At 72.0% G+C, this 20,130-nt stretch carries 19 protein-coding genes; 6 read left to right on the top strand and 13 right to left on the bottom strand.

All coding sequences use genetic code 11. From position 1 onward, the window contains the following. Positions 1 to 90 precede the first annotated feature (90 nt). The 3 genes from IE172_RS11175 to IE172_RS11165 all read right to left on the bottom strand — a co-directional run bounded on the left by IE172_RS11175 (position 91) and on the right by IE172_RS11165 (position 3,871). Positions 91 to 1,914 carry a glycoside hydrolase family 18 chitinase gene (locus tag IE172_RS11175; protein ID WP_190097016.1) on the bottom strand — a complete coding sequence of 608 codons (1,824 nt, stop codon included), beginning with the start codon at positions 1,912 to 1,914 and terminating at the stop codon, positions 91 to 93. Between the two features lie 137 nt (positions 1,915 to 2,051). Continuing rightward, positions 2,052 to 2,693 (bottom strand): response regulator, encoded by a 642-nt coding sequence (locus IE172_RS11170; RefSeq protein WP_190097015.1) that lies wholly within the window; start codon positions 2,691 to 2,693, stop codon positions 2,052 to 2,054. Further along, the gene (locus IE172_RS11165) at positions 2,693 to 3,871 is read right to left on the bottom strand and encodes a sensor histidine kinase (RefSeq protein WP_190097014.1); all 1,179 of its coding nucleotides are present in this window, start codon (positions 3,869 to 3,871) and stop codon (positions 2,693 to 2,695) included. The genes IE172_RS11170 and IE172_RS11165 overlap by 1 nt, the downstream gene beginning before the upstream one ends. A 152-nt stretch (positions 3,872 to 4,023) precedes the next feature. On the opposite strand from IE172_RS11165, the gene IE172_RS11160 reads away from it, so the two are divergent. Further along, a complete protein-coding gene (locus IE172_RS11160; protein WP_190097013.1) occupies positions 4,024 to 4,605 on the top strand; it encodes a hypothetical protein in 582 nt (193 codons plus the stop codon). 87 nt (positions 4,606 to 4,692) lie between these two features. Here the strand turns inward: IE172_RS11160 and IE172_RS11155 are convergent, their stop codons facing one another. Together IE172_RS11155 and IE172_RS11150 are read right to left on the bottom strand one after the other, a co-directional pair. Next, complete coding sequence (locus IE172_RS11155) at positions 4,693 to 5,265, bottom strand: cob(I)yrinic acid a,c-diamide adenosyltransferase (RefSeq protein ID WP_190097012.1); 573 nt, start codon at positions 5,263 to 5,265, stop codon at positions 4,693 to 4,695. A 138-nt stretch (positions 5,266 to 5,403) separates the two neighbouring features. Then, positions 5,404 to 6,138, bottom strand: a complete 735-nt coding sequence (locus IE172_RS11150; protein ID WP_190097011.1) for a D-Ala-D-Ala carboxypeptidase family metallohydrolase — start codon at positions 6,136 to 6,138, stop codon at positions 5,404 to 5,406. A gap of 349 nt (positions 6,139 to 6,487) precedes the next feature. Between IE172_RS11150 and IE172_RS11145 the strand changes: the two genes are divergently transcribed. The 3 genes from IE172_RS11145 to IE172_RS11135 all read left to right on the top strand — a co-directional run bounded on the left by IE172_RS11145 (position 6,488) and on the right by IE172_RS11135 (position 10,622). Beyond that, positions 6,488 to 7,336 (top strand): 3-hydroxyacyl-CoA dehydrogenase family protein, encoded by an 849-nt coding sequence (locus IE172_RS11145; protein WP_190097010.1) that lies wholly within the window; start codon positions 6,488 to 6,490, stop codon positions 7,334 to 7,336. A 156-nt stretch (positions 7,337 to 7,492) separates the two neighbouring features. Then, positions 7,493 to 7,816, top strand: a complete 324-nt coding sequence (locus IE172_RS11140; RefSeq protein WP_149547680.1) for an STAS domain-containing protein — start codon at positions 7,493 to 7,495, stop codon at positions 7,814 to 7,816. Positions 7,817 to 8,075: 259 nt separating this feature from the next. Then, on the top strand, positions 8,076 to 10,622 hold the full coding sequence (locus tag IE172_RS11135) for an ATP-binding protein (RefSeq protein WP_190097009.1): 2,547 nt from the start codon (positions 8,076 to 8,078) through the stop codon (positions 10,620 to 10,622). 72 nt (positions 10,623 to 10,694) lie between these two features. Here IE172_RS11135 and nucS read toward each other — a convergent pair whose 3' ends face one another. Then, on the bottom strand, positions 10,695 to 11,366 hold the full coding sequence (nucS, locus tag IE172_RS11130; protein WP_189559168.1) for an endonuclease NucS: 672 nt from the start codon (positions 11,364 to 11,366) through the stop codon (positions 10,695 to 10,697). A 288-nt stretch (positions 11,367 to 11,654) separates the two neighbouring features. On the opposite strand from nucS, the gene IE172_RS11125 reads away from it, so the two are divergent. Continuing rightward, complete coding sequence (locus tag IE172_RS11125) at positions 11,655 to 12,047, top strand: SCO5389 family protein (protein ID WP_189559167.1); 393 nt, start codon at positions 11,655 to 11,657, stop codon at positions 12,045 to 12,047. 102 nt (positions 12,048 to 12,149) lie between these two features. Here the strand turns inward: IE172_RS11125 and IE172_RS11120 are convergent, their stop codons facing one another. Beyond that, positions 12,150 to 13,178, bottom strand: a complete 1,029-nt coding sequence (locus IE172_RS11120; protein ID WP_190097008.1) for an LLM class flavin-dependent oxidoreductase — start codon at positions 13,176 to 13,178, stop codon at positions 12,150 to 12,152. 238 nt (positions 13,179 to 13,416) lie between these two features. On the opposite strand from IE172_RS11120, the gene IE172_RS11115 reads away from it, so the two are divergent. Beyond that, positions 13,417 to 13,749, top strand: coding sequence for an Rv1322 family protein (locus tag IE172_RS11115; protein WP_190097007.1), 333 nt, complete (start codon positions 13,417 to 13,419; stop codon positions 13,747 to 13,749). Positions 13,750 to 13,753: 4 nt separating this feature from the next. Here the strand turns inward: IE172_RS11115 and IE172_RS11110 are convergent, their stop codons facing one another. The 6 genes from IE172_RS11110 to IE172_RS34425 form a co-directional block, all read right to left on the bottom strand. Next, the gene (locus tag IE172_RS11110) at positions 13,754 to 14,626 is read right to left on the bottom strand and encodes an ABC-2 transporter permease family protein (protein WP_190097006.1); all 873 of its coding nucleotides are present in this window, start codon (positions 14,624 to 14,626) and stop codon (positions 13,754 to 13,756) included. Continuing rightward, the gene (locus tag IE172_RS11105) at positions 14,623 to 15,858 is read right to left on the bottom strand and encodes an ABC transporter ATP-binding protein (RefSeq protein WP_190097005.1); all 1,236 of its coding nucleotides are present in this window, start codon (positions 15,856 to 15,858) and stop codon (positions 14,623 to 14,625) included. The genes IE172_RS11110 and IE172_RS11105 overlap by 4 nt, the downstream gene beginning before the upstream one ends. Positions 15,859 to 15,983: 125 nt before the next feature. Then, a complete protein-coding gene (locus IE172_RS11100; RefSeq protein ID WP_190097004.1) occupies positions 15,984 to 16,757 on the bottom strand; it encodes an ABC transporter permease in 774 nt (257 codons plus the stop codon). A 2-nt stretch (positions 16,758 to 16,759) separates the two neighbouring features. Next, positions 16,760 to 17,713, bottom strand: a complete 954-nt coding sequence (locus IE172_RS11095) for an ABC transporter ATP-binding protein (RefSeq protein ID WP_190097003.1) — start codon at positions 17,711 to 17,713, stop codon at positions 16,760 to 16,762. 85 nt (positions 17,714 to 17,798) lie between these two features. Continuing rightward, entirely contained in the window at positions 17,799 to 18,737 is a 939-nt protein-coding gene (locus IE172_RS11090; RefSeq protein WP_190097002.1) for a coiled-coil domain-containing protein, read from the bottom strand. Positions 18,738 to 18,921: 184 nt separating this feature from the next. Next, a partial coding sequence (locus IE172_RS34425) for a polarized growth protein Scy-related protein (RefSeq protein ID WP_229885949.1) occupies positions 18,922 to 20,130 on the bottom strand: 1,209 nt, incomplete at its 5' end.

Here is a 20,130-nt window from a genome sequence, read left to right as displayed (position 1 = left end):
CGGAGCGCGCCGGAGCACATGAGAACCGCCCCCGGACTCGTCGTCCGGGGGCGGTTCCGTGTGCCGGCTGTGGCCCTGGGGCCGTGCGGTCTACTTCAGGCCGCTGTCGATGGCGCTCGCGAGTTCACCGTTCGCGGTGTCACCGCTGAACTCCCAGAAGAACGCGCCGCCGAGGCCCTGCTGCTTGGCCCAGGCCATCTTGGACTTGATGGTGGCCGGGGTGTCGTAGGACCACCAGTTGGTGCCGCAGTGGGCGTACGCCGTGCCTGCGAAGGTACCGGTGGCCGGGCAGGTGTTCTTGAGGACCTTGTAGTCCTCGATGCCGGCCTCGTAGGTGCCGGGCGCCGGGCCGGTGGCGGTGCCGCCGGGCGCGGACTGGGTGACGCCGGTCCAGCCGCGGCCGTAGAAGCCGATGCCGAGCAGCAGCTTGCTCGCCGGAACGCCCTTCGCCTTCAGCTTGGCGATCGCTGCGGCCGAGTTGAAGCCCTCCTTCGGGATGCCGGGGAACGAGGTCAGCGGCGAGTGGGGGTTGGTGGGTCCGGCCTTGTCCCAGGCGCCGAAGTAGTCGTACGTCATCACGTTGTACCAGTCGAGGTACTGGGCGGCGCCGCCGTAGTCGGCCGCGTCGATCTTGCCGCCGTCCGAGCCGTCCGCGGTGATGGCGGCGGTGACCAGGTAGTCCTTGCCGAACTCGGCGCGCAGGGCCTGCGAGAGGGTCCTGAAGGCCGCCGGTCCGCTGGTGTCACAGGTCAGACCGCAGGCGTTGGGGTACTCCCAGTCGATGTCGATGCCGTCGAAGACGTCGGCCCAGCGCGGGTCCTCCACCACGGACTTGCAGGACTTGGCGAACGCGGCCGGGTTCTGCGCGGCCTGGCCGAAGCCGCCGGAGTAGGTCCACCCGCCGAAGGAGTACAGCACCTTGATGTGCGGGTACTTGGCCTTGAGCTGGCGCAGCTGGTTGAAGTTGCCGCGCAGCGGCTGGTCCCACGTGTCGGCCTGGCCGCTGACGGACTGGTCGGCGGTGTAGGCCTTGTCGGTGGCGGCGTAGGAGTCGTCCAGCTTGCACTGGCCGCCCACGACGTTGCCGAACGAGTAGTTGATGTGCGTGATCTTGGCGGCGGTGCCGGACGTGACCAGGTCCTTGACGTGGTAGTTGCGGCCGTAGACGCCCCACTCGGTGAAGTAGCCGAGCTTGACCTTGTCGCCGGTGGGCGGCGGTTCCTCGGTCTGGCCGGTGGTGCGCACCTTCACCGCGCCGCTCACCGGACCGGTCTGGTCGGCGGTGTCACGGGCCTGGACGGTGTAGGAGTAGTCGGTGCCCTTGGCGAGGCCGGTGTCCGTGTGCGTGGTGCCGGTCACCGTGGCGACCTTGGCGCCGTCGCGCAGGACGTCGTAGTTCTTGACGCCCTTGTCGTCGGTCGCCGCCGCCCAGGACAGGCGCACCGAGGTGTCGGTGATGTTCGAGGCGGTCGGTGTGCCGGGCGCGGAGGGGGCCGCGTCGCCGGGGACGGACGTGCCGTCGCAGCTGCCGCCGTTGAGCTTGCAGCCGGCGGGGGCGCCGGATCCGCTGCCGTTGAAACCGAAGCTGATCGACGCCCCGGGGGCGAGGGTGCCGTTCCAGCCGAGGTTCTTGGCACTCCAGTGGTCACCGGAGTTGGTGACGGTGGCGTCCCAGGCGGAGGTGACCTTGGTGCCGGAGGGGAAGTCCCACTCGACGGTCCATGAGTTGATGGTGGTGGTGCCGGTGTTCTTCACCGTCCACTTGCCCTCGAAGCCGGAGCCCCAGTCCTGGGTCTTGGCGTAGGTGGCGGTCGCCGAGGTCGCTGCCTGGGCGGGGCTCGCGAGGCCGACGAGGCCGGCGACGGGGAGCAGCAGGGTCGCGAACCCTGCGGCGGCTCTGTGTCTGAAGCGCATGCTGCGCCTCCTTATGGGGAGAAGCCGTTGTGGACGTGACTGAGCCATCACGCCCGCAGTGCCGCGAGAATAGAAAGGTCTGGACCACGGGTCAATAGGTCTGGACCACCGTCCTCGCGGTTCGTCCCGGACGTCCGCTAGATCCCCAACTCCTGAGCCAGTACAGCCGCTTGCACCCGGCTGCGCAGCTCCAGCTTCCCCAGCAGCCTGCTGACGTGCGTCTTCACCGTGGCCTCGGCCATGCCGAGCCGCACCCCGATGCCGGCGTTGGACAGTCCCTCGCCGAGGCACGACAGCACCTCGCGCTCGCGCCGGGTGAGCGATTCCAGCACCGCCGCGTCCCCCGTCGCCGCACGCGTGGGCTTGGCGGCGAACTCGGCGATCAGCCGCCGGGTGACGGCCGGGGCGACGATGCCCTCGCCGGCCGCCACCGTGCGCACCGCCGTGATGAGGTCCTTCGCCTCCGTGTTCTTCAGCAGGAACCCGGCCGCACCCGCCCGCAGCGCCCCGAACACGTACTCGTCGAGGTCGAAGGTGGTCAGCACGAGGACGTCGGCGAGCCCCTCGCCGACCACCCGCCGGGTTGCCGACACCCCGTCCAGACGCGGCATCTGCACGTCCATCAGCACCACGTCGGGGCGCAGTTCCCGGGCGAGCTCCACCGCCCGCTCGCCGTCCGCCGCCTCGCCCACCACCTCGATGCCGGGCGCGTTGCGCAGGATCAGGACCAGTCCGGCGCGGACGGCTGACTGGTCCTCGGCGACCAGGACGCGGATCATCAGGTGTCTCCTTGCACGATGTCGGTGACGGGGAGGGTGGCGCGCACCACCCACAGCTTGCCCTCGGGGCCGGCCTCGAACGTGCCGTCCAGCAGGGCGGCACGCTCCCGCATGCCGACGAGACCGGCCCCCGATCCCGGCGCGCGCGGGGCGTCCCGGTCGCCGTGCGGACTGGTCACCCGGATGTCGAGGGCGTCGGCCGGCCGGCGCAGGCACACGGTGACCCTCCCCGGAGCGGCGTGCTTCAGCGCGTTCGTCAGTGACTCCTGCACGATCCGGTACGCGGCCAGTTCGACGGGCGCGGGGACGTCGCTGTACGCGGCGTCGAGGATGACGTCGAGACCGTTGGCGCGGGCACCCTCGACGAGGGTGCCCAGGCCGTCGAGCGTGGGGGTCGCCGCCGGTTCCCGGTCGTCCTCGCCGTCGCGCAGGATGCCGATGAGCCGCCGCATCTCGGACAGTCCCTGCACGCTGTTCTCCCGGATCACACCGAGCGCGTCCTTGGAGGTCGCGGGATCGTCCAGGGAGAGGGCGGCCGTGGAGTGGATGGCGATCGCGGAGAGGTGGTTGGCGACCATGTCGTGCAACTCGCGGGCCATCCGGGCGCGTTCCGCGGTCACGGCCTGGACGCGGTCCATCTCCGCGAGCAGCGCGGTCTGTTCGGCCCGCAGCCGGGCGGCCTCGGCGGCGTCGCGGTGGTTGCGCACGATGAGTCCGGTGGACGCGGGCCCGAACGTCACGGCGCCGGCGACGAGCCCGAAGAGCAGCGCGTCCGGCACCTGCCACACGGCGTAGGGCACCAGCGTCGCGGCGATCGTGAGCACGCCGGTGACCCACGGCAGGCGGCGGGCGGTGCCGGGTGTGCCGTACACGACCGCGGCGTACATCAGGTCGGTGTACATCACGATCGAGGCGATGCTGCCCCGGGTCACGACGTCCGCGGCCAGTGCCAGCGTGCCGAGGGCCAGGGCGGTACGCGGGGTGGTGCGGCGCAGCAGCTCGCACCCGGCGAGCACGGTGAGCGGCACCAGGACCGCCCAGCGGCCGTCGAAGAGCACGAGCGGGTCGGTGACGGGCCGGACGCTGAGGCCGAAGCCCCACAGCAGCAGCCCGCCGGCGAGTCCGGCGAGCGCGACCCCCGCGTCGAAGCGGGGCGGGTGGGGCGGTCGCAGGGCCATGGCACCATCCAACACGGTGCGCGCGCCCGGCGCCTTGCCCCCGCGGACGGTCCTGGACTGCATCTTTCGATGTACCGCGAGTTCATCGGCGGTGACGACGCCCCGGGCGGGTCCGCACGGGAGCCTGGGAGGGTGACCGAAAGGAGCGAACCGTGATCGTCGCCTTGATCGCCGCCTGCGAGATCGGCTTCTGGGTGCTGCTGGCCGCCGGACTGGCCTTCCGTTACCTGCTGAGGATGCCGCGCACCGGTCTGGCGCTGCTGCTGTGCGAGCCGCTGCTGGAAGTCGTGCTGCTGGTGGTCACCGCCCTGGACCTGAAGAACGGCGCCGAGCCGAACTGGACGCACGGACTGGCCGCGCTGTACATCGGCTACACGGTGGGCCACGGCCACCGCACGGTGAAGTGGCTCGACGGTCACGCCGCCCACCGCCTGGGCGGCGAACCCCGCCGGGCGGGCCCGCCGCGGTACGGCACGGCCCGCGCCCGGCACGAGACCGGCATCTGGCTGGGCACGCTGGCGGGCGCCGCCGTGGCGACCCTGCTGCTCCAGCTCGCCATCTGGTACGTCGACGACCCGGGGCGCGTCACGTCGCTGGAGGACTGGCGATCCACCGCGTGGCGGATCGCCGGGATCCACGGCCTGGTGGCCCTCGCCTACTGGATCTGGCCGAAGAAGGCCCCGGCGGGCGAGCCCGCGGGCGACGGCGCCGGACGGGAGAAGGCCGGCCGGTGACCCGGGCGTCCCGCGACCTCCTCGCCGGCGGCCTCACCCTGCCCGGCCTCCGCCGGGCCGCGCGGCCCGGCCCGGCCGCGCCAGGGCTCAGCGCTCCCCGCCCGGCACCCACAGCACGTCACCGGTCTCCTTGTTGGCGATGCGGGCCAGGATGAACAGGAGGTCGGAGAGGCGGTTGAGGTAGGTGGCGGTGAGCGGGTTCATGGTCTCGCCGTGCGCCTCCAGGGCCGCCCAGGTGGAGCGCTCGGCCCGGCGTACGACCGTGCAGGCCTGGTGGAGCAGGGCCGCGCCCGCGCTGCCGCCGGGCAGGATGAAGGAGCGCAGCTTCTCCAGCCGCTCGTTGAAGCGGTCGCACTCCGCCTCCAGCCGGTCGACGTAGAACTGCTCGACCCGCAGCGGCGGGTACTCGGGGTTGTCCGTCACCGGCGTCGACAGGTCGGCGCCGACGTCGAACAGGTCGTTCTGGACGCGGGTGAGGACCTCGACGACCTCCTCGTCCAGACCGCCCAGCGCGATCGCGGTGCCGATCACCGCGTTCGCCTCGTTGGAGTCGGCGTAGGCGGAGATCCGCAGATCGGTCTTGGCGACCCGGGACATGTCACCGAGGTTCGTGGTGCCCTTGTCGCCGGTCCGGGTGTAGATACGCGTCAGGTTGACCATGGGGTCAGCCTAGTTCGGCGGCCGGGCCGCCGGACGGGCGCATGCCGGCCGCCGTCGTCGCACGGGGGCACGGCGGGCCCCGCGCCGCCGCGCGGGACCCGCCGTGCCGTCAGGCGGTGCGTGTGCCGAAGGGCCGGGTCACATGCCGCAGGTGGGCGCCGACCAGAACTGCGACGGCCGGAAGGCCACGTGGGTGTGGTCGTTGTGGCCGGGGTAGCCCGGGCCGAGGATCTCCGAGAAGCCGTGCACGCGGGACTGGCGGGCCAGGGTGCAGAAGCTCGGCGAGCCGACGAGGTCGGCCGCGTCGCCGTAGAGGTGACGGCTGGTCGCCGAGCCGCCCACCGCGCTGTTGCACGAGTAGGAGCGGAAGCCGCTGGAGACGGTGATCGGCACGTCGCCGAGGGCGTGCCGCAGCGCCTCCAGCTTCCACATGGTCTTCAGCGCGTTCGCCTTGGCGGTGGCCGCCGGGACCGCGCCGCCCGACCAGTCGGAGTTGCACTTGTTGAGTTCGGCGTAGCTGAAGTGGATCGGCGTGCAGTCGGCGTCCTGGAGCGCGTAGATCTTGCTGAAGGTCGCGGGACCGGCGACGCCGTCGGCGGTCAGCCCGTAGGCCGCCTGGAACTTCTTGACGGCGGCGGTGGTGCGGGCGCCGTAGCTGCCGTCGTAGGAGAGCCGTTCGCCCGAGGTCACCCATCCGGCCACCCGGATCTGCAGCTGCGTCACATCGCTGCCGGAGGAGCCCTGGGACAGGGTGCGGTTCCAGGTGTAGCAGCTGTCGGCGTGGGCGGTTCCGGAGGTGGCTCCCACACCGAGGAGCATTCCGGACATGACCATGACAATGGCGAGAAGGGTGCGTGTCGCACGTCTGAACATTCGGGACTCCCGACCGTCGCGCTGAAGGGGGGCGAGGCTGCCCTCGTGGCAGCCGTGCACCAGCGTGCGCCAGGGTGCTACGCGCGTCAACAACGCCGCCGTGAAAGCCCGTGGTTGGCGGCCGTCGGCGAGGGCGGCCGGAGCCGTCCGGCGCGGGCGTTCCGTCCCCCTCGGGCGGACGGGTGGAGCGGGTCCGCGCCGGGTGTGCCGGGACGTGACCGGTGTCTCACCCCGTGAGACCGTGACACGCATTACTAACCCCTCACACGCCCCCTCGCGGCCGCTAATGTCCGCCAGTGACGTACGGAAACAGTGTGTGAGCGTGTCGAATTCGTAGGGGAGTCGCACAGTGGCTGGGAAGCTCGCCGTCATCGGGGCCGGTCTCATGGGATCCGGCATCGCCCAGGTCTCCGCTCAGGCGGGCTGGGAGGTCGTCCTGCGCGACGTCACCGACGAGGCGCTCACGCGGGGTACCGACGGGATCAAGGCGTCGTACGACAAGTTCGTGAGCAAGGGCAAGCTGGAGGCGCACGACGCCGACGCGGCCCTCGCCCGGATCACCGCGACCACCGACCTGGACGCCTGCGCGGACGCGGACGTCGTCGTCGAGGCCGTGTTCGAGAAGCTCGAGGTCAAGCACGAGATCTTCCGGGCGCTCGACAAGATCGTGCGCGAGGACACCGTACTCGCCTCCAACACCTCCGCCATCCCGATCACCAAGATCGCGGCCGCGACGGAGCACCCCGAGCGGGTCGTCGGCGCCCACTTCTTCTCGCCGGTGCCGATGATGAAGCTGTGCGAGCTGGTCCGCGGCTACAAGACGAGCGACGAAACCCTCGCCAGGGCACGGGAGTTCGCCGAGTCGGTCGGCAAGACCTGCATTGTCGTCAACCGGGACGTCGCCGGCTTCGTCACCACCCGCCTCATCGCCGCCCTCGTCGTCGAGGCCGCCAAGCTGTACGAGTCGGGCGTGGCGAGCGCCGAGGACATCGACCTCGCCTGCAAGCTGGGGTTCGGCCACGCCATGGGACCGCTGGCCACCGCCGACCTCACCGGCGTCGACATCCTGCTGCACGCCACCGACAACATCTACACCGAGTCCCAGGACGAGAAGTTCGCCGCTCCCGAGCTGATGCGCCGGATGGTTGACGCCGGTGACATCGGGCGCAAGAGCGGGCAGGGCTTCTACGGGCACTGACACCGCGCACTCGCCCCGGCGTGCGTCACACGCCGGGGTGAATTCGGTATCGGTTCGCTTACGGGCAGCAACCTCTGCCGCCGCCACGCAGTCAGAGGTTGCATCACCGGCCATTGAAGACCACACGGAGCACGAGACGGATCACGGGGAGCGCATATGCACATCAGGGGCGACCACGTCGAGCTGGTCGTCGGGGGCCGCCTCGACGTCCGCAGCGCGGCGGACGCCCGTACGGTCCTGCACTCGGCCGTCGACGACGGAGCCGGCGACCTGGTACTGGACCTGTCCGAACTGGACTCCTGGGACGCCACCGGACTCGGCGTGATCATGGGAGCCCACCGACGGGCCGGCCGGTGCGGCCGGCGCCTGGTGCTGCGCGACGTGCCGCCGCAGATGCAGCGCCTGTTGGTGGCCACCCGGCTGCACCGCATCCTGGCGATCGAAGGGGGCATCGGGGTGGACACGCTGCCCCGCGTGTGAGCCGTACGGACGCGCGACGGACGACCCGCGAACCCGGGCCCGCCTGGGTGAACCGTGCGACCGGCGCACAATCCTCACGAGACTGTGACGTCCCGGACCCCGCGGCACCCCGGACTGTCGTAGATACTGGACGAAGGTTTAGGGTTCGGCTGCCCGCTGCCTTGCAACCCTCGAGCGGGCCCGGACCAGAAGCGACAGAGCGGTGTGCAGCGAGGCCGGGGAGGGCTTCAGCCACGACGCTTTTGGGGGGCTAGGACCTATGGACCCGAACAACCCGGGACCCGAGGAGTACGGCCATGACGACGAGGGCGCTTCCCGGGGCGCACCGCGTCAGCGTCCTCCCCGGGAATCCCTCACCTCCGACTTCGGACAGCACGCGCCCGCGCTCGCCCGCACGGTGCAACTGGTCTCCGGCGACTTCCTGCTGACCGTCAACCCCGTCGACGGCAGCGAGATCGAACCCTGCCCGCCCGCCGAGCGGCCGGCCCGCCCCGCCAAGCTCACCGAGGCCGAACGCGCCGAGGTCGAGCGTGCCGCCAGGCCGCCCGTCCCGCCGGGGCCCGCACAGCCCACGCTGCCGCTGCTGGCCCGCCAGGACGAGCGCGAGCAGCTGGTCCGGCTGCTCGCCCGCGGCCGGTCCGTACGCCTCACCGGCCCGGGCGGCTCCGGCCGCACCCGGCTGCTCGACATCGTCGCCGAGGACTGCGCCGACCTCGCACCCGACGGCGTGGTCCGGCTCAACGGCCTGCACCGCTCCGCCGACGACCTGCTCCACGACCTCTTCTACGCCGTCCACGACGCCCCCCTGCACCGGCCCGAGCGGGACCGGCTCGCCGAACACGTCCGCGAGATCGGCGCCGTCGTCGTCGTGGACGACCTCGAACTCGGCGGCGCCGCGCTCGACGAACTGCTGGACGCCACCCCCGAGTGCGCCTTCCTGTTCGGCGCCGCCCCCGAGGTGCCCGAGCCGTCCGCCGACGCCGGCATCGAGGAGGTCGTCCTCGCCGGTCTCGACCGCGCGGCCGGACTCGACCTGCTCGAACACGCCGTCGGCCGCGGCCTCACCGAGGACGAGGCCAACTGGGCCGGCGACCTCTGGTTCGAGTCCGAGGGCCTGCCGCTGCGCTTCGTCCAGGCCGGCGCCCTGCTGCGGCAGCGCGACCGGCTGCGGGCCGGCGCCGGCGCCGTCGACGAGTTCGGCGTCTTCGAGGACGTACGGCCCGACGAGGTCCCCTACGACCCCGCCGACGGCGACAGCGAGGACGTGGCGCTGCCCTCGCTCGGCGAGGCCGCCGCACCCGCCCCGCTGCTCGCCTCCCGGCTCAGCGCCTCCGCCCGCGCCACCCTGCGCTTCGCCGTCGCGCTCGGCGGCGAGGTGCCCCACCAGGCGCATCTGCCCGCCCTGGTGGGCGACACCCACGCCGACGCCGCCCTCGGCGAGCTGGCCGCCTGCGGACTGGTCTCCCCGGCCGGCTCCCGCTACCGGCTCGCCGCCGGAGTGCAGGCCCAGCTCGAGGCCGCCGGGTACGCCGACGAGGCCGAGGCCCAGGCCCGCGCCGCCGCCCAGCACTACGCCTGGTGGACCGGGCACCCCTCGGTCACCCCCGAGCGCGTGTGCGCCGAGGCCGACGCGGTCCTCACCGCGCTCGCCGCGCTGTCGCCGCTCACCCCGGCCACCACCGAGGGCGAGCCCGGCACCGCCGTGCAGCTCGCCCGTACCGCCGCCCCCGCGTTCGCCTCCGGGCTGCACTGGAGCGCCTGGGAACGGGCGCTGCGGGCCGGCGCGGAGGCCGCCCGGCTCGCCGGTGACGTCGGCGAGGAGGCCTACTTCCACCACGAGCTGGGCATCCACGCGCTGTGCGCCGGGCAGCTCGACCGGGCGCGCGCCGAACTGGAGGCGTCCATCGGGCTGCGCGGCGCCCTCGCCGACAAGCGCGGCACCGTGGCCGGGCGCCGGGCCCTGGCCCTGGTCGCCGACCGCTCCGGCACTCCGCTGGCGATCGCGCCGACCGCGGGCGACGAGGTGCCCGAGGCCCACTTCGAGGAGTCGGCGCCGCCGCCGCGCGGGGCGCCCACGGCGTTCCCGGAACTCCAGCCGCCCGCCGACACCGGCCTGGTCATCAGCCGCACGGTGCCCTCCCCGGCCGCACCGCCGGCCAAGGCGGGCGTCGGCCTGAAGGGCCTGGCCAAGCGCAATCTGGTCGCGGCCGGCGCGGGCGCGCTGCTCGTCGCCGTGCTGGGCACGGTGGTCACCCTCGGCGCCACGTCCGAGAACGACGCCGGTACGCCGTCGGAGAACGTCGGCGTCAACCCGTCCGCCAGCCAGGGCGTCGACGACGGCAGCCTCGGCGCCGACCCGGCGGCCGGGGGCGACGGCGACACCGGCGACGCCACCAGCCGCCCGACCGACCCGGGCCCGGACGGCCGGCTGGGGACGTCGGACGACCCGACGCCGACGGCGGACGGGTCGGACGAACCCTCGGACGACGCCGGTACGACCACCGAGCCCGGCGATCCGACGCAGTCGGCGTCGACGTCCCCGTCGAAGACGGCGCCGCCCAAGCCGTCCGGCACCACGTCCCCCAAGCCGTCCGACACCAAGACCGAGGAACCGACGGACCCGGGGACCGGGGAGCCCACGGATCCCGGGACGACGACCCCGACCGAGCCCACGACACCCGAGGAGCCGACCACCAGCGACTCCGCCAGCGGACCGGTCTCCTCCGCGCCCGTGGAGACGAGCACCTCCGCCGGCGCCCCGGAGAGCGGCGAGGCGGGCACGCCCGGCACCCAGACGGTGATCTGACCCCTCACGACAGGAGCGAGGGCCGGATTCCGCGACGGAATCCGGCCCTTGATCCGTCGGTGGTCCCGCCGCTCAGAACAGGCGCAGCTTGTCGTCCTCGATGCCGCGCAGCGCGTCGTAGTCCAGGACCTGGCAGCCGATGCCCCGGTCGGTCGCGAGGACCCGGGCCTGCGGCTTGATCTCCTGCGCGGCGAAGACACCGCGCACCGGGGCGAGATGGGGATCGCGGTTCAGCAGCTCCAGGTAGCGCGTGAGCTGCTCCACGCCGTCGATCTCGCCGCGCCGCTTGATCTCCACCGCGACGGTCCGCCCCTCGGCGTCCCGGCACAGGATGTCGACCGGTCCGATCGCCGTCATGTACTCGCGGCGGATGAGGGTGTAGCCCTCGCCGAGGGTCTCGATACGGTCGGCGAGCAGCTCCTGGAGGTGTGCTTCCACGCCGTCCTTGATCAGGCCCGGATCGACGCCCAGTTCGTGCGAGGAGTCGTGGAGGATCTCCTCCATCGTGATGATGAGCTTCTCGCCGGCCTTGTTGACGACGGTCCAGACGCCCTCCTCCTCGCCCGTCCCCTCCTTCAGCGCGCAGGGCGGCGACATCCAGTTCAGGGGCTTGTAGGCCCGGTCGTCGGCGTGGATCGAGACGCTGCCGTCGGCCTTGACGAGGATCAGACGGGGTGCCGACGGCAGGTGCGCGGTGAGCCGACCGGCGTAGTCCACGGAGCAGCGGGCAATGACGAGACGCATGGTCGGCAACGCTACTCGACCGGCCGGGGTGGACGCGATTCGCCCTCACGGCCGCCCCTCGGGCCCCACGGGACGCGTCCTGTATCTCCTGGAAAACGCGTGTTCGACGATGGCCGGATACCGGCCCACAGGAAGTGCCGCATCCGCGCATTCTCCTGGTGCGGCCACGGTCCGGTGCTTACGGTATTGAACGGGAGGTCGCGAACCGTGTACGCAGCGTGCCTGATTTCGCGCGCTCCCGTATCTGTCAGGCAACCCCTGCTCGTTGGGGGTGCGAGAGGAGAACCCATGTCGCTCGACGTCTCACCGGCCCTACTCGAACAGGCCGAGCGAGGCGAGGTCGACGAAGCTGACTTCGTCGACTGCGTCCGGACCTCCCTGCCCTTCGCGTGGGAGATGATCAGCTCCCTGGTGGCCCAGCTGAAGGTGGACGGCGGACCCTTCGCCGACAACCAGACGCCCCCGCCGGACGAGCAGGCACGCGGTCAGCTGCTGCGTGCGCTCGCGAGTGACGCGATACGCGGCGCGCTGCAACGGCACTTCGGTGTACGGCTGGCCTTCCAGAACTGCCACCGGGTGGCCGTGTTCCCGCTTGACTCCTCGGTCGACGAGACGCTGGCCCGCTTCACCTCGGTGCGCAACCAGTTGCTGAACCAGTCGCCGGAACTGCGCGACTGCTGACGCGTCATCGACAGCTTGCCGCTCCGTACGCGGGAGGTGCGGTGGTACCGGGGCGGCAAGCCACCGTGATGCGAACGACGGGACCCCCGGGGGCCCGTGGACCTAGGTGAACTGGGGGAGGACCTCGGTCCCGAGCCGGCGTACGTTCTCCTCCGTGGCCGCCAGATCGCCGGAACCCTCGACGAGCAGGGCGAAGCGGGAGATGCCGGTGCGCTCGCTGGTCGCGGCGAGCCGGTCGGCGCACAGCCGTGGGGTGCCCACCGGGTGCAGCCCGCAGAGCAGTTCGGTGTACGCCAGCGGGTCGCGCATCTGCCGCTGCCGTCCGTCCACCGTGACATGGGCCTCCAGCCCGTGCTTCAGCCAGCCCGGCATCGCCTTCATGAGGGTCTCCGCCGCGTCCGCGCGCCGGTCCGCGATCTGGCACACCCCCGCCGAGACGTGGCCGGCGCGGTGGACCTCCCCGGCCGGGCGGCCGCTCGCGCGCGCGTGAGCGCGCCACAGGGCGACCATCTCGGCCTTCTCCTCGTCCCCGACGTGCATGCCGAGCAGCATCGGCAGCCCGCGCTCGGCGGCCAGCCGCACGCTCGCCGGGGAGGTGCAGGCGACCACGACCTCCGGGCCCTCGGTCTCGGTCAGGGACTCCGACGGACGCGGGACGACGGGCACGTCGCGGAAGCGGTAGCGCTCGCCGTCCGCCCCGACGGAGGCGTCGCGCAGCCAGCGCACCAGCAGATCGAGTGATTCCGGGAACCCCTTCTCGTACGCTTCGAGGCCGGCCCCGAACACCTCCAGGTCCACCCACGGCCCGCCGCGCCCGACCCCCAGCGAGAACCGGCCGCCGCTCGTGACGTGCAGCAGCGCGGCCTGTTCGCCGAGGGCGACGGGGTGGACGGTGGGCAGCACGCTGACCGCCGTGCCGACGCGCAGCCGGCGGGTGCGGCCGAGCAGCAGCGCGGCCAGGGTGACGGCCGACGGGCAGGTGCCGTAGGGCACGAAGTGGTGCTCGGCCAGCCAGACCGTGTCGAGGCCCGCCTCCTCGGCCACCTCGGCCGAGCGGACCGCGCGGTGCAGCGCCTCCCCCTCGCCCTGCCCGGGGAACTGGGCGGCCACCACGAAACTTCCAACGCGCATTGCTTCCTGCTTCCTTGGCTCCGACGCGGAGCTCCCCCGCAGGGCATAACCGCCCGACACGTGCCGAGGACACGGCGGGCGAGCAACTTTGCGGATTGTCTGCAGAATGAGGCGCTGCCGGGGGCCGCCGCTTCGCCACGGAGGGACTTGTGACGATTGGTTCCCTACGCGTACCCCCGCCCGTGCCGCGTAGGCTGGAGGCGGCCCCAGCATCCTGTACAGCCCCGTGAGGTGTCCCGTGTCCCCGCGTCGCAACCGACCGAAGGCAGCCGGCCCGTCCGGCCCGAGCGCCGAGGACGACGGTTCCGGCCGCTACGGCGGCTGGCAGGCCACGGAGAGCTGGCAGGGCGAGGAGTGGAGCGTACGGCACGTGGCGGGGGCCAGCGCCCAGGGCAAGTCCTACCGCTGCCCGGGCTGCGACCAGTTGATCCCCGACGGGGTGCCGCACGTGGTGGCCTGGCCGGAGCACGCGGGAGTCGACGACCGCCGGCACTGGCACAAGGCGTGCTGGAACGCGAAGGACCGCCGCACCACGCGGGTGCGGCGGTCCCGTAACGCGCCGAGGTTCTGAACGCTCAGACGTCCCGGCTCTCCAGCAGCGCGAAGGCGCCGCCGATCGCGGCACCGGTGACGACCAGCATGATCCAGAGCGGGTCCCAGCCGGACGGGCCCGACTCGCTCAGGGAGTTGGCGTAGAAGATGCTCATCTGGTTCGGGATGGAGTACTCGAACAGCGCCTGCTGCACGTCCCGCAGCGAGGACGAGAACATGAACAGCGCGATCACCAGCGGGGCGAGCACGGCGCCGATCATGATGGTGATGGCGCCCGCGGAGTGCCGGATGACCGACCCGATCGCCAGCGACAGCGTGCCGAGCAGCGCCACGTAGAGCGAGACGCCGACCGTGCCCTTCAGCCACTCCTCACCGGAGGGCTCCTTGGCGTTGTACCCCTCCAGCAGCGACACGTGCAGGAAGCCGATCAGCGAGGCGCACACCAGGGTGACGACGAAGGCGAGCAGGAAGAACACCAGGGCCTTCGCCAGCAGTACCCGTCCGCGGGAGGGGCAGGCGACCATCGTGGTGCGGATCATGCCGGTGCCGTACTCCGAGGCGGTGGTCAGCACACCCAGCGTGATGATGCACATGCCGCCCAGCAGCAGCCCGAAGAAGCCGAGGGACAGCGGGCTCTCACCGCCCAGGTCGGGATCGGCGCTCGAGACGATCAGGCCGGTCATCAGGCCGATGCCGATCACCAGCAGGACGAACACGCCCAGCGTCCACATCGTGGAGCGTACGGACTTCATCTTCGTCCACTCGGAGGCGATCGCGTGCCCGAGGTGGGTGCGGACCACCGGGATCGGCGAGGTGTAACCGGGATAGGGGTGACCGGGGGCCGCCTGCCATTCGGGTGCGGCGCTCTGCGGCATCGGGGGCGGGGGCGTGCTCATCGGGCGTCCTCGGGCTTGGTCAGGTCGGCGGCGGGGGCGGACGGGGGAGCGGCGGCCGGCGGCGCGGCCGGCGCCTGGGGCGCCTGCGGGGCGGGCTGCGCGTACGGGTTGGCGGCAGGGGCGCCCGGGGCCGCCCCGGGGACGCCGTAGGGGCCCGCGGGGGCCTGTCCCGGAGGGCCCTGCGGCGGCGCGAAGGGCTGCCCGCCCTGCTGCGGCGGCGGAGGCGCGTACCAGCCGGGCTGGCCCTGGCCCGGAACCGGCATCGGCGGCTGCGCGCCGGGCGGAAGCTGCTGCTGGAGGCCTGCCTTCTGGTCGATGGTCGAGCGGTAGTCGACGGCGCCCTGCGTCATCCGCATGTAGGCCTCCTCCAGCGAGGCCTGGTGCGGCGACAGTTCCCACAGCCGTACGTCGCTGTCGTGGGCGATGTCGCTGATGCGCGGCAGCGGCAGTCCCGTCACCCGCAGCCCGCCGTCCTGCTCGGGCAGCACGTGACCGCCGGCCTCGGTGATCGCGGCGGACAGCTTCTCCCGCTGCTGCGGCTCGGTGTCCGGGGTGCGCACGCGCGCGAAGTCGGCGGAGTTGGTGGAGATGAAGTCCTTCACGCTCATGTCGGCCATCAGCTGCCCGCGGCCGATCACGATGAGGTGGTCGGCGGTCAGCGCCATCTCGCTCATCAGGTGGGAGGAGACGAAGACCGTGCGGCCCTCCGCGGCGAGCGACTTCATCAGGTTGCGGACCCACAGGATGCCCTCGGGGTCCAGGCCGTTGACGGGCTCGTCGAAGAGCAGCACCTGCGGGTCGCCGAGCAGCGCGGCGGCGATGCCGAGCCGCTGGCCCATGCCGAGGGAGAAGCCCTTGGACCGCCTGCGCGCCACCTCGTGCAGACCCACCACGCCCAGCACCTCGTCCACCCGCCGGGCCGGGATGCCCGAGAGCTGGGCCAGGCTCAGCAGGTGGTTGCGGGCGCTGCGGCCGCCGTGCACCGCCTTGGCGTCCAGCAGCGCGCCGACCTGACGGGGCGCGTTGGGCAGCTTGCGGTACGGGTAGCCGCCGATGGTGACCTGGCCGGCGCTCGGGTTGTCCAGACCGAGGATCATCCGCATGGTCGTCGACTTGCCCGAGCCGTTCGGGCCCAGGAACCCGGTGACGGCGCCGGGGCGCACCTGGAAGGAGAGGTTGTACACAGCGGTCTTGTCGCCGTACCGCTTGGTCAGGCCGACTGCCTCGATCATGCTCCGCACCCATCGAAAGGTTCAGGACAGCGGGGCACACGCCCCCGTAAGGGTTAGGAGGATATCGGGGCGCTGACGGTTCCGCCCAAGGCAGGGTAAAAACCGGCCCCGGGGGAGAGGGCGGCTCACTGGGCGTCGCGCCGCTTCAGCAGCACGTAGCCGCCGATCAGCGCGGCGACCACCCACAGCGCCATGATGCCCAGGCCGCCCCAGGGCCCGTAGGGGGTGTCGTCGTCGACGGGCGTGACCACCTGCATGATCTTGCTGCCGGCCTGGTCGGGCAGGAACCGGCCGACCTTCTTGGTGGCGTCCACGTTGCCGAGGATGTTGGAGATCAGGAAGAAGAACGGCATCAGGATGCCCAGCGACAGCATCGGCGAGCGCAGCATGGCGGCGACGCCCATCGAGAACAGCGCGATCAGCGTCATGTAGAGGCCGCCGCCGATGACCGCGCGCAGCACCCCGGGGTCGCCGATGGACGCCTTGTGCTCGCCGAGCATCGCCTGCCCCAGGAAGAAGGTGGCGAAGCTGGTGGCCATGGCGACGACCAGGGCGAGCGCGGTGGCCACCGCGAGCTTGCTGAAGAGGAAGGTGCCGCGCTGCGGCACGGCGGCCAGCGAGGCGCGGATCATGCCGGTGCTGTACTCGTTCGACACCACGAGCACCCCGAACACGATCATGGCGAGCTGACCGAGGCTCATCCCGGCGAAGCTGATGAAGGTCGGGTCGAAGGAGAGCCGGTCCCGTTCGCTCAGCGAGTCGAACTCGGCCTCCGACAGCGCCGAGATCAGCATGCCGAGCGCGATGGTGACGACCACGGCCAGGGACAGCGTCCACACCGTGGACGCCACCGACCGGATCTTGGTCCACTCCGACCGTACGACCTGCGTCACCGCCATGCTCAGCCCTTCTTCCAGCCCTCGCCCCACGTCTGCGGGGGCAGGGGGGTGCCGGAGTGGGCGTGGTACTCCACCGACTCCGCGGTCAACCGCATGAACGCCTCCTCCAGGGAGGCCTGCTGCGGGCTCAGCTCGTGCAGCACGATCCGGCTGCGGGCCGCCAGTTCCCCGATCTGCTCGGCCTTGGAACCGTCCACCTCCAGCGCCCCGTCGCCGCTCTCGACGGCGGTGACACCGGCCCCGTGCAGCATCTCCAGCAGCTGCTCGCGCTGCGGGCTGCGCACCCGGACGAAGGAGCGGGAGTTGCGCTCGATGAACTCGGCCATCGAGGTGTCGGCGAGCAGCCTGCCCTGGCCGATGACGACCAGGTGGTCCGCGGTCAGCGCCATCTCGCTCATCAGGTGGGAGGAGACGAAGACCGTACGGCCCTGGGCGGCGAGCGACTTCATCAGCGTGCGGATCCAGTGGATGCCCTCGGGGTCGAGCCCGTTGACCGGCTCGTCGAACATCAGGATCCGCGGGTCACCGAGCAGCGCGGCCGCGATGCCGAGCCGCTGCCCCATGCCGAGCGAGAACCCCTTGGCCTTCTTCCGCGCCACCGCCGTCAGCCCGACCGCGTCCAGCACCTCGTGGACCCGCCGCGGCGGGATGCCGTTGCTCTGGGCGAGGCACAGCAGGTGGTTGTGGGCGCTGCGGCCCGGGTGCATCGCCTTCGCCTCGAGCAGGGCGCCGATACGGGTCAGCGGCTGCCTGAGACGGTCGTAGTGCGTGCCGTCGATCCGCACGTCGCCGGCGGTCGGATGGTCCAGGCCCAGGATCATCCGCATGGTCGTCGACTTGCCGGCGCCGTTCGGACCGAGGAAGCCGGTGACGATGCCCGGCCTGACGGTGAAGGTCAGGGAGTCGACCGCCACCTTCTCGCCGTACCGCTTCGTCAGCCCCTCGAGCTCGATCATGCGGCCACGCTAGAACGGGACGAAGCCCTCTGCCACCTCAGGGGCAGAGGGCTTCGCCGGTGTGCGGTCGCCGTGCGGCGGGGTGTTACCGGGACTGCTGGGCCGGAACCCCGCGGGAGATCGGCTCGTCGTCGGCGGCCGGCGCGCCGGTCGCCGCCACCGCCGCGCCCGTGAGCGTCGCCAGCATCTCGCGGACGTTCGTGAGCTGGGCGTTGATGGAGTCGCGGCGGTTGGTCAGCGCCGCGAGCTCGCGCTCGGATTCCGAACGGATCCGGTCCGCCTTGGCGTTGGCGTCGGCGACGATGTCCTCGGCCTGGCGCTGAGCGGTCTCCACCGTCTGGCGGGCGCGGCGCTCGGCGTCGGTGCGCAGCTTCTCGGCCTCCAGGCGCAGCTGCTCCGCGCGGTGCTCGATCTCCGCGAGACGCTTCTCGGCCTTGGCCTGACGCGACGCCAGGTCACGCTCGGACTGCTCGCGCCGCTTGGCGAGGTTCGTCTCGAAGTCGGCGGCGGCCTGCGCGGCCTTGGCGCGGGTCTCCTCGAAGAGGGCGTCCGCCTCCTCGCGCTTGGACTGCGCGTCCTTCTGCGCCTCGGAACGCAGCTGGGACGCCTCGCCCTTGGCCTTCTCGACGATCCGGACGCCCTCGTCCTCCGCCTTCGCCTTGCGCTCGGAGGCGTACGACTCGGCGTCGTTGCGCACCTGCTGGGCGGCCGACTCGGCCAGCTCGCGGTGCTGCTCCGCCGCGCGACGGGCCTCCTCGCGCAGGTCCTTCGCCTCCTCCTCGGCGAGACGGAGGATCTTCTCCACGCGGGCGCCGAGGCCCGCGTACGACGGCTCGGCGTCGTTGACCTGGGCCTGGGCGTTCTGCGTCTCGAGGTGGAGCTCTTCGATGCGCTTTTCCAGAGCGTTGATGCGGGCGAGAGCGCTGTCACGGTCGGAGAGGACCTTGGAAATGTACTCGTCCACCTGAGCGCGGTCGTACCCACGCCGCACATGCTCGAAGCCGTAGGGGGAAGTGTCGCTCATGGGGTTCCTGTCGAAAGAGACCGGGTGAGGTGATAGAGGGAATCCTAGGCGCCAACGCGGTGTGTCATCGAGCGGATGCACGTTTGATATGCAGAATGACACCCCTTTTGGGTGGCGCGCCGCTGGAAGGCTTGCCAAAGCCGTGGTCAAAGCCCTCACCGTACAAGGGATTTCGCCCGCTTTGCTAGCTGTCGTTCGACTTGCCACCCGTACGGGTAGCCCCGGCCGAGGCTCCCGCCTTGACCCCGTTGTCCTTGCCGCCCGCCGGTGCCTCCAGGGACCCCAGCGCCTCCAGGACGTCCTGCACGCGGGAGATCTCCGCGTTGATGTCCTCCCGGCGCCGCACGAGCACCTCCAGCTCGCGCTTGCCCTCCTCGACCGTGCGCCGCGCCTCGCGGACCGCCTCGGCCTTCAGCTCCTCGGCCTCCTTCACGAGCGTGGCCTTCTTCTGCTCCGCCTCCTTCAGCAGACCCTCGGCCTTCTTCACGGCGGCGATGCGCACCTTGCCCGCCTCGGAGTTGGCCTCGGAGACGATCTCCTTGGCCTTCGCCTCCGCCTTGGCCAGCTGCTCCTCGGCCGCCTTGATGAGCGCGTCGCAGCGGTCGCCGGTGGACTTCATCGTCTCCGCCGCCTCACGGCGGGCCCGCTCGTGCAGCTCCTCGATCTCACCGGTGAGCCGGTCGCGCAGCTCCTCGGCGCGCTCCCTGATCTGCGTCGCGTCCCGGCGCGCACCGATCAGCAGCTCGTCCGCGTCCGCACGGGCCCGCTCCACCAGCGAGTTGCCGTCGACCCGCGCCTCGGACGTCAGCCGCTCGGCCTCGGTGCGGGCCGCGCCGACCATCGTGTCCGCCTGCGCCTCCGCGTCCGCCGTCGTCTGCTGCGCCTGCTGCTGCGCCTCGGTGAGCAGCTTGTCCGCCTCGGCGGTGGTCTCGGTGATGAGCGTGTCGACCTGCTCCGCCGCCTCCGAGCGCCGCTTGTTGGCCTCCTTGCGGGCCTCGTCCAGCGTCCGCTCGGCCTCCTCGCGGGCGGTGGACACCATCCGCTCGGCCTGCGACTCCGCGTCCGACCTGACCCGCTCGGCCTCCTGCCGGACCCGCTCCGCGTGCTGCTGCGCCGCCCCGACCGTCTCCGCGGCCTCGGCCCGCAGCCGCTCCGCGTCACCGGTGGCGTCCGCGATCAGCTTCTCGGCCTTGGCGACCGACTCCGACCGCACCCGCTCGGCCTCGGCGACCGTCTCGGTGCGCAGCCGGTCGGTCTCCGTGATGGTGTCCTCGGTGAGCCGCTCGGCCTCGCCGCGCGCCTCCGTGATGAGCGTGTCCGCCTGCGTCGCCGCGTCCGACCGGATCCGGTTGGCGTCCTCCCGGGCGTCCGCCCGGGTGCGCGCGGCGGCCTG

This window comes from Streptomyces griseoflavus, assembly GCF_014649995.1.
Taxonomy (GTDB): Bacteria; Actinomycetota; Actinomycetes; order Streptomycetales; family Streptomycetaceae; genus Streptomyces; species Streptomyces griseoflavus.
The sequence above is the reverse complement of the archived record's forward strand: the minus strand, read 5'-3'. Positions and strand labels throughout refer to the sequence as shown.

What these genes read in the sequence shown, in the direction of transcription:
- IE172_RS11175 (WP_190097016.1), bottom strand. Translation starts at nt 1,914, where the DNA reads ATGCGCTTCAGACACAGAGCCGCCGCAGGGTTCGCGACCCTGCTGCTC.
- IE172_RS11170 (WP_190097015.1), bottom strand. Translation starts at nt 2,693, where the DNA reads ATGATCCGCGTCCTGGTCGCCGAGGACCAGTCAGCCGTCCGCGCCGGA.
- IE172_RS11165 (WP_190097014.1), bottom strand. Translation starts at nt 3,871, where the DNA reads ATGGCCCTGCGACCGCCCCACCCGCCCCGCTTCGACGCGGGGGTCGCG.
- IE172_RS11155 (WP_190097012.1), bottom strand. Translation starts at nt 5,265, where the DNA reads ATGGTCAACCTGACGCGTATCTACACCCGGACCGGCGACAAGGGCACC.
- IE172_RS11150 (WP_190097011.1), bottom strand. Translation starts at nt 6,138, where the DNA reads ATGTTCAGACGTGCGACACGCACCCTTCTCGCCATTGTCATGGTCATG.
- IE172_RS11140 (WP_149547680.1), top strand. Translation starts at nt 7,493, where the DNA reads ATGCACATCAGGGGCGACCACGTCGAGCTGGTCGTCGGGGGCCGCCTC.
- IE172_RS11135 (WP_190097009.1), top strand. Translation starts at nt 8,076, where the DNA reads ATGGACCCGAACAACCCGGGACCCGAGGAGTACGGCCATGACGACGAG.
- nucS (WP_189559168.1), bottom strand. Translation starts at nt 11,366, where the DNA reads ATGCGTCTCGTCATTGCCCGCTGCTCCGTGGACTACGCCGGTCGGCTC.
- IE172_RS11125 (WP_189559167.1), top strand. Translation starts at nt 11,655, where the DNA reads ATGTCGCTCGACGTCTCACCGGCCCTACTCGAACAGGCCGAGCGAGGC.
- IE172_RS11120 (WP_190097008.1), bottom strand. Translation starts at nt 13,178, where the DNA reads ATGCGCGTTGGAAGTTTCGTGGTGGCCGCCCAGTTCCCCGGGCAGGGC.
- IE172_RS11110 (WP_190097006.1), bottom strand. Translation starts at nt 14,626, where the DNA reads ATGAGCACGCCCCCGCCCCCGATGCCGCAGAGCGCCGCACCCGAATGG.
- IE172_RS11105 (WP_190097005.1), bottom strand. Translation starts at nt 15,858, where the DNA reads ATGATCGAGGCAGTCGGCCTGACCAAGCGGTACGGCGACAAGACCGCT.
- IE172_RS11100 (WP_190097004.1), bottom strand. Translation starts at nt 16,757, where the DNA reads ATGGCGGTGACGCAGGTCGTACGGTCGGAGTGGACCAAGATCCGGTCG.
- IE172_RS11095 (WP_190097003.1), bottom strand. Translation starts at nt 17,713, where the DNA reads ATGATCGAGCTCGAGGGGCTGACGAAGCGGTACGGCGAGAAGGTGGCG.
- IE172_RS11090 (WP_190097002.1), bottom strand. Translation starts at nt 18,737, where the DNA reads ATGAGCGACACTTCCCCCTACGGCTTCGAGCATGTGCGGCGTGGGTAC.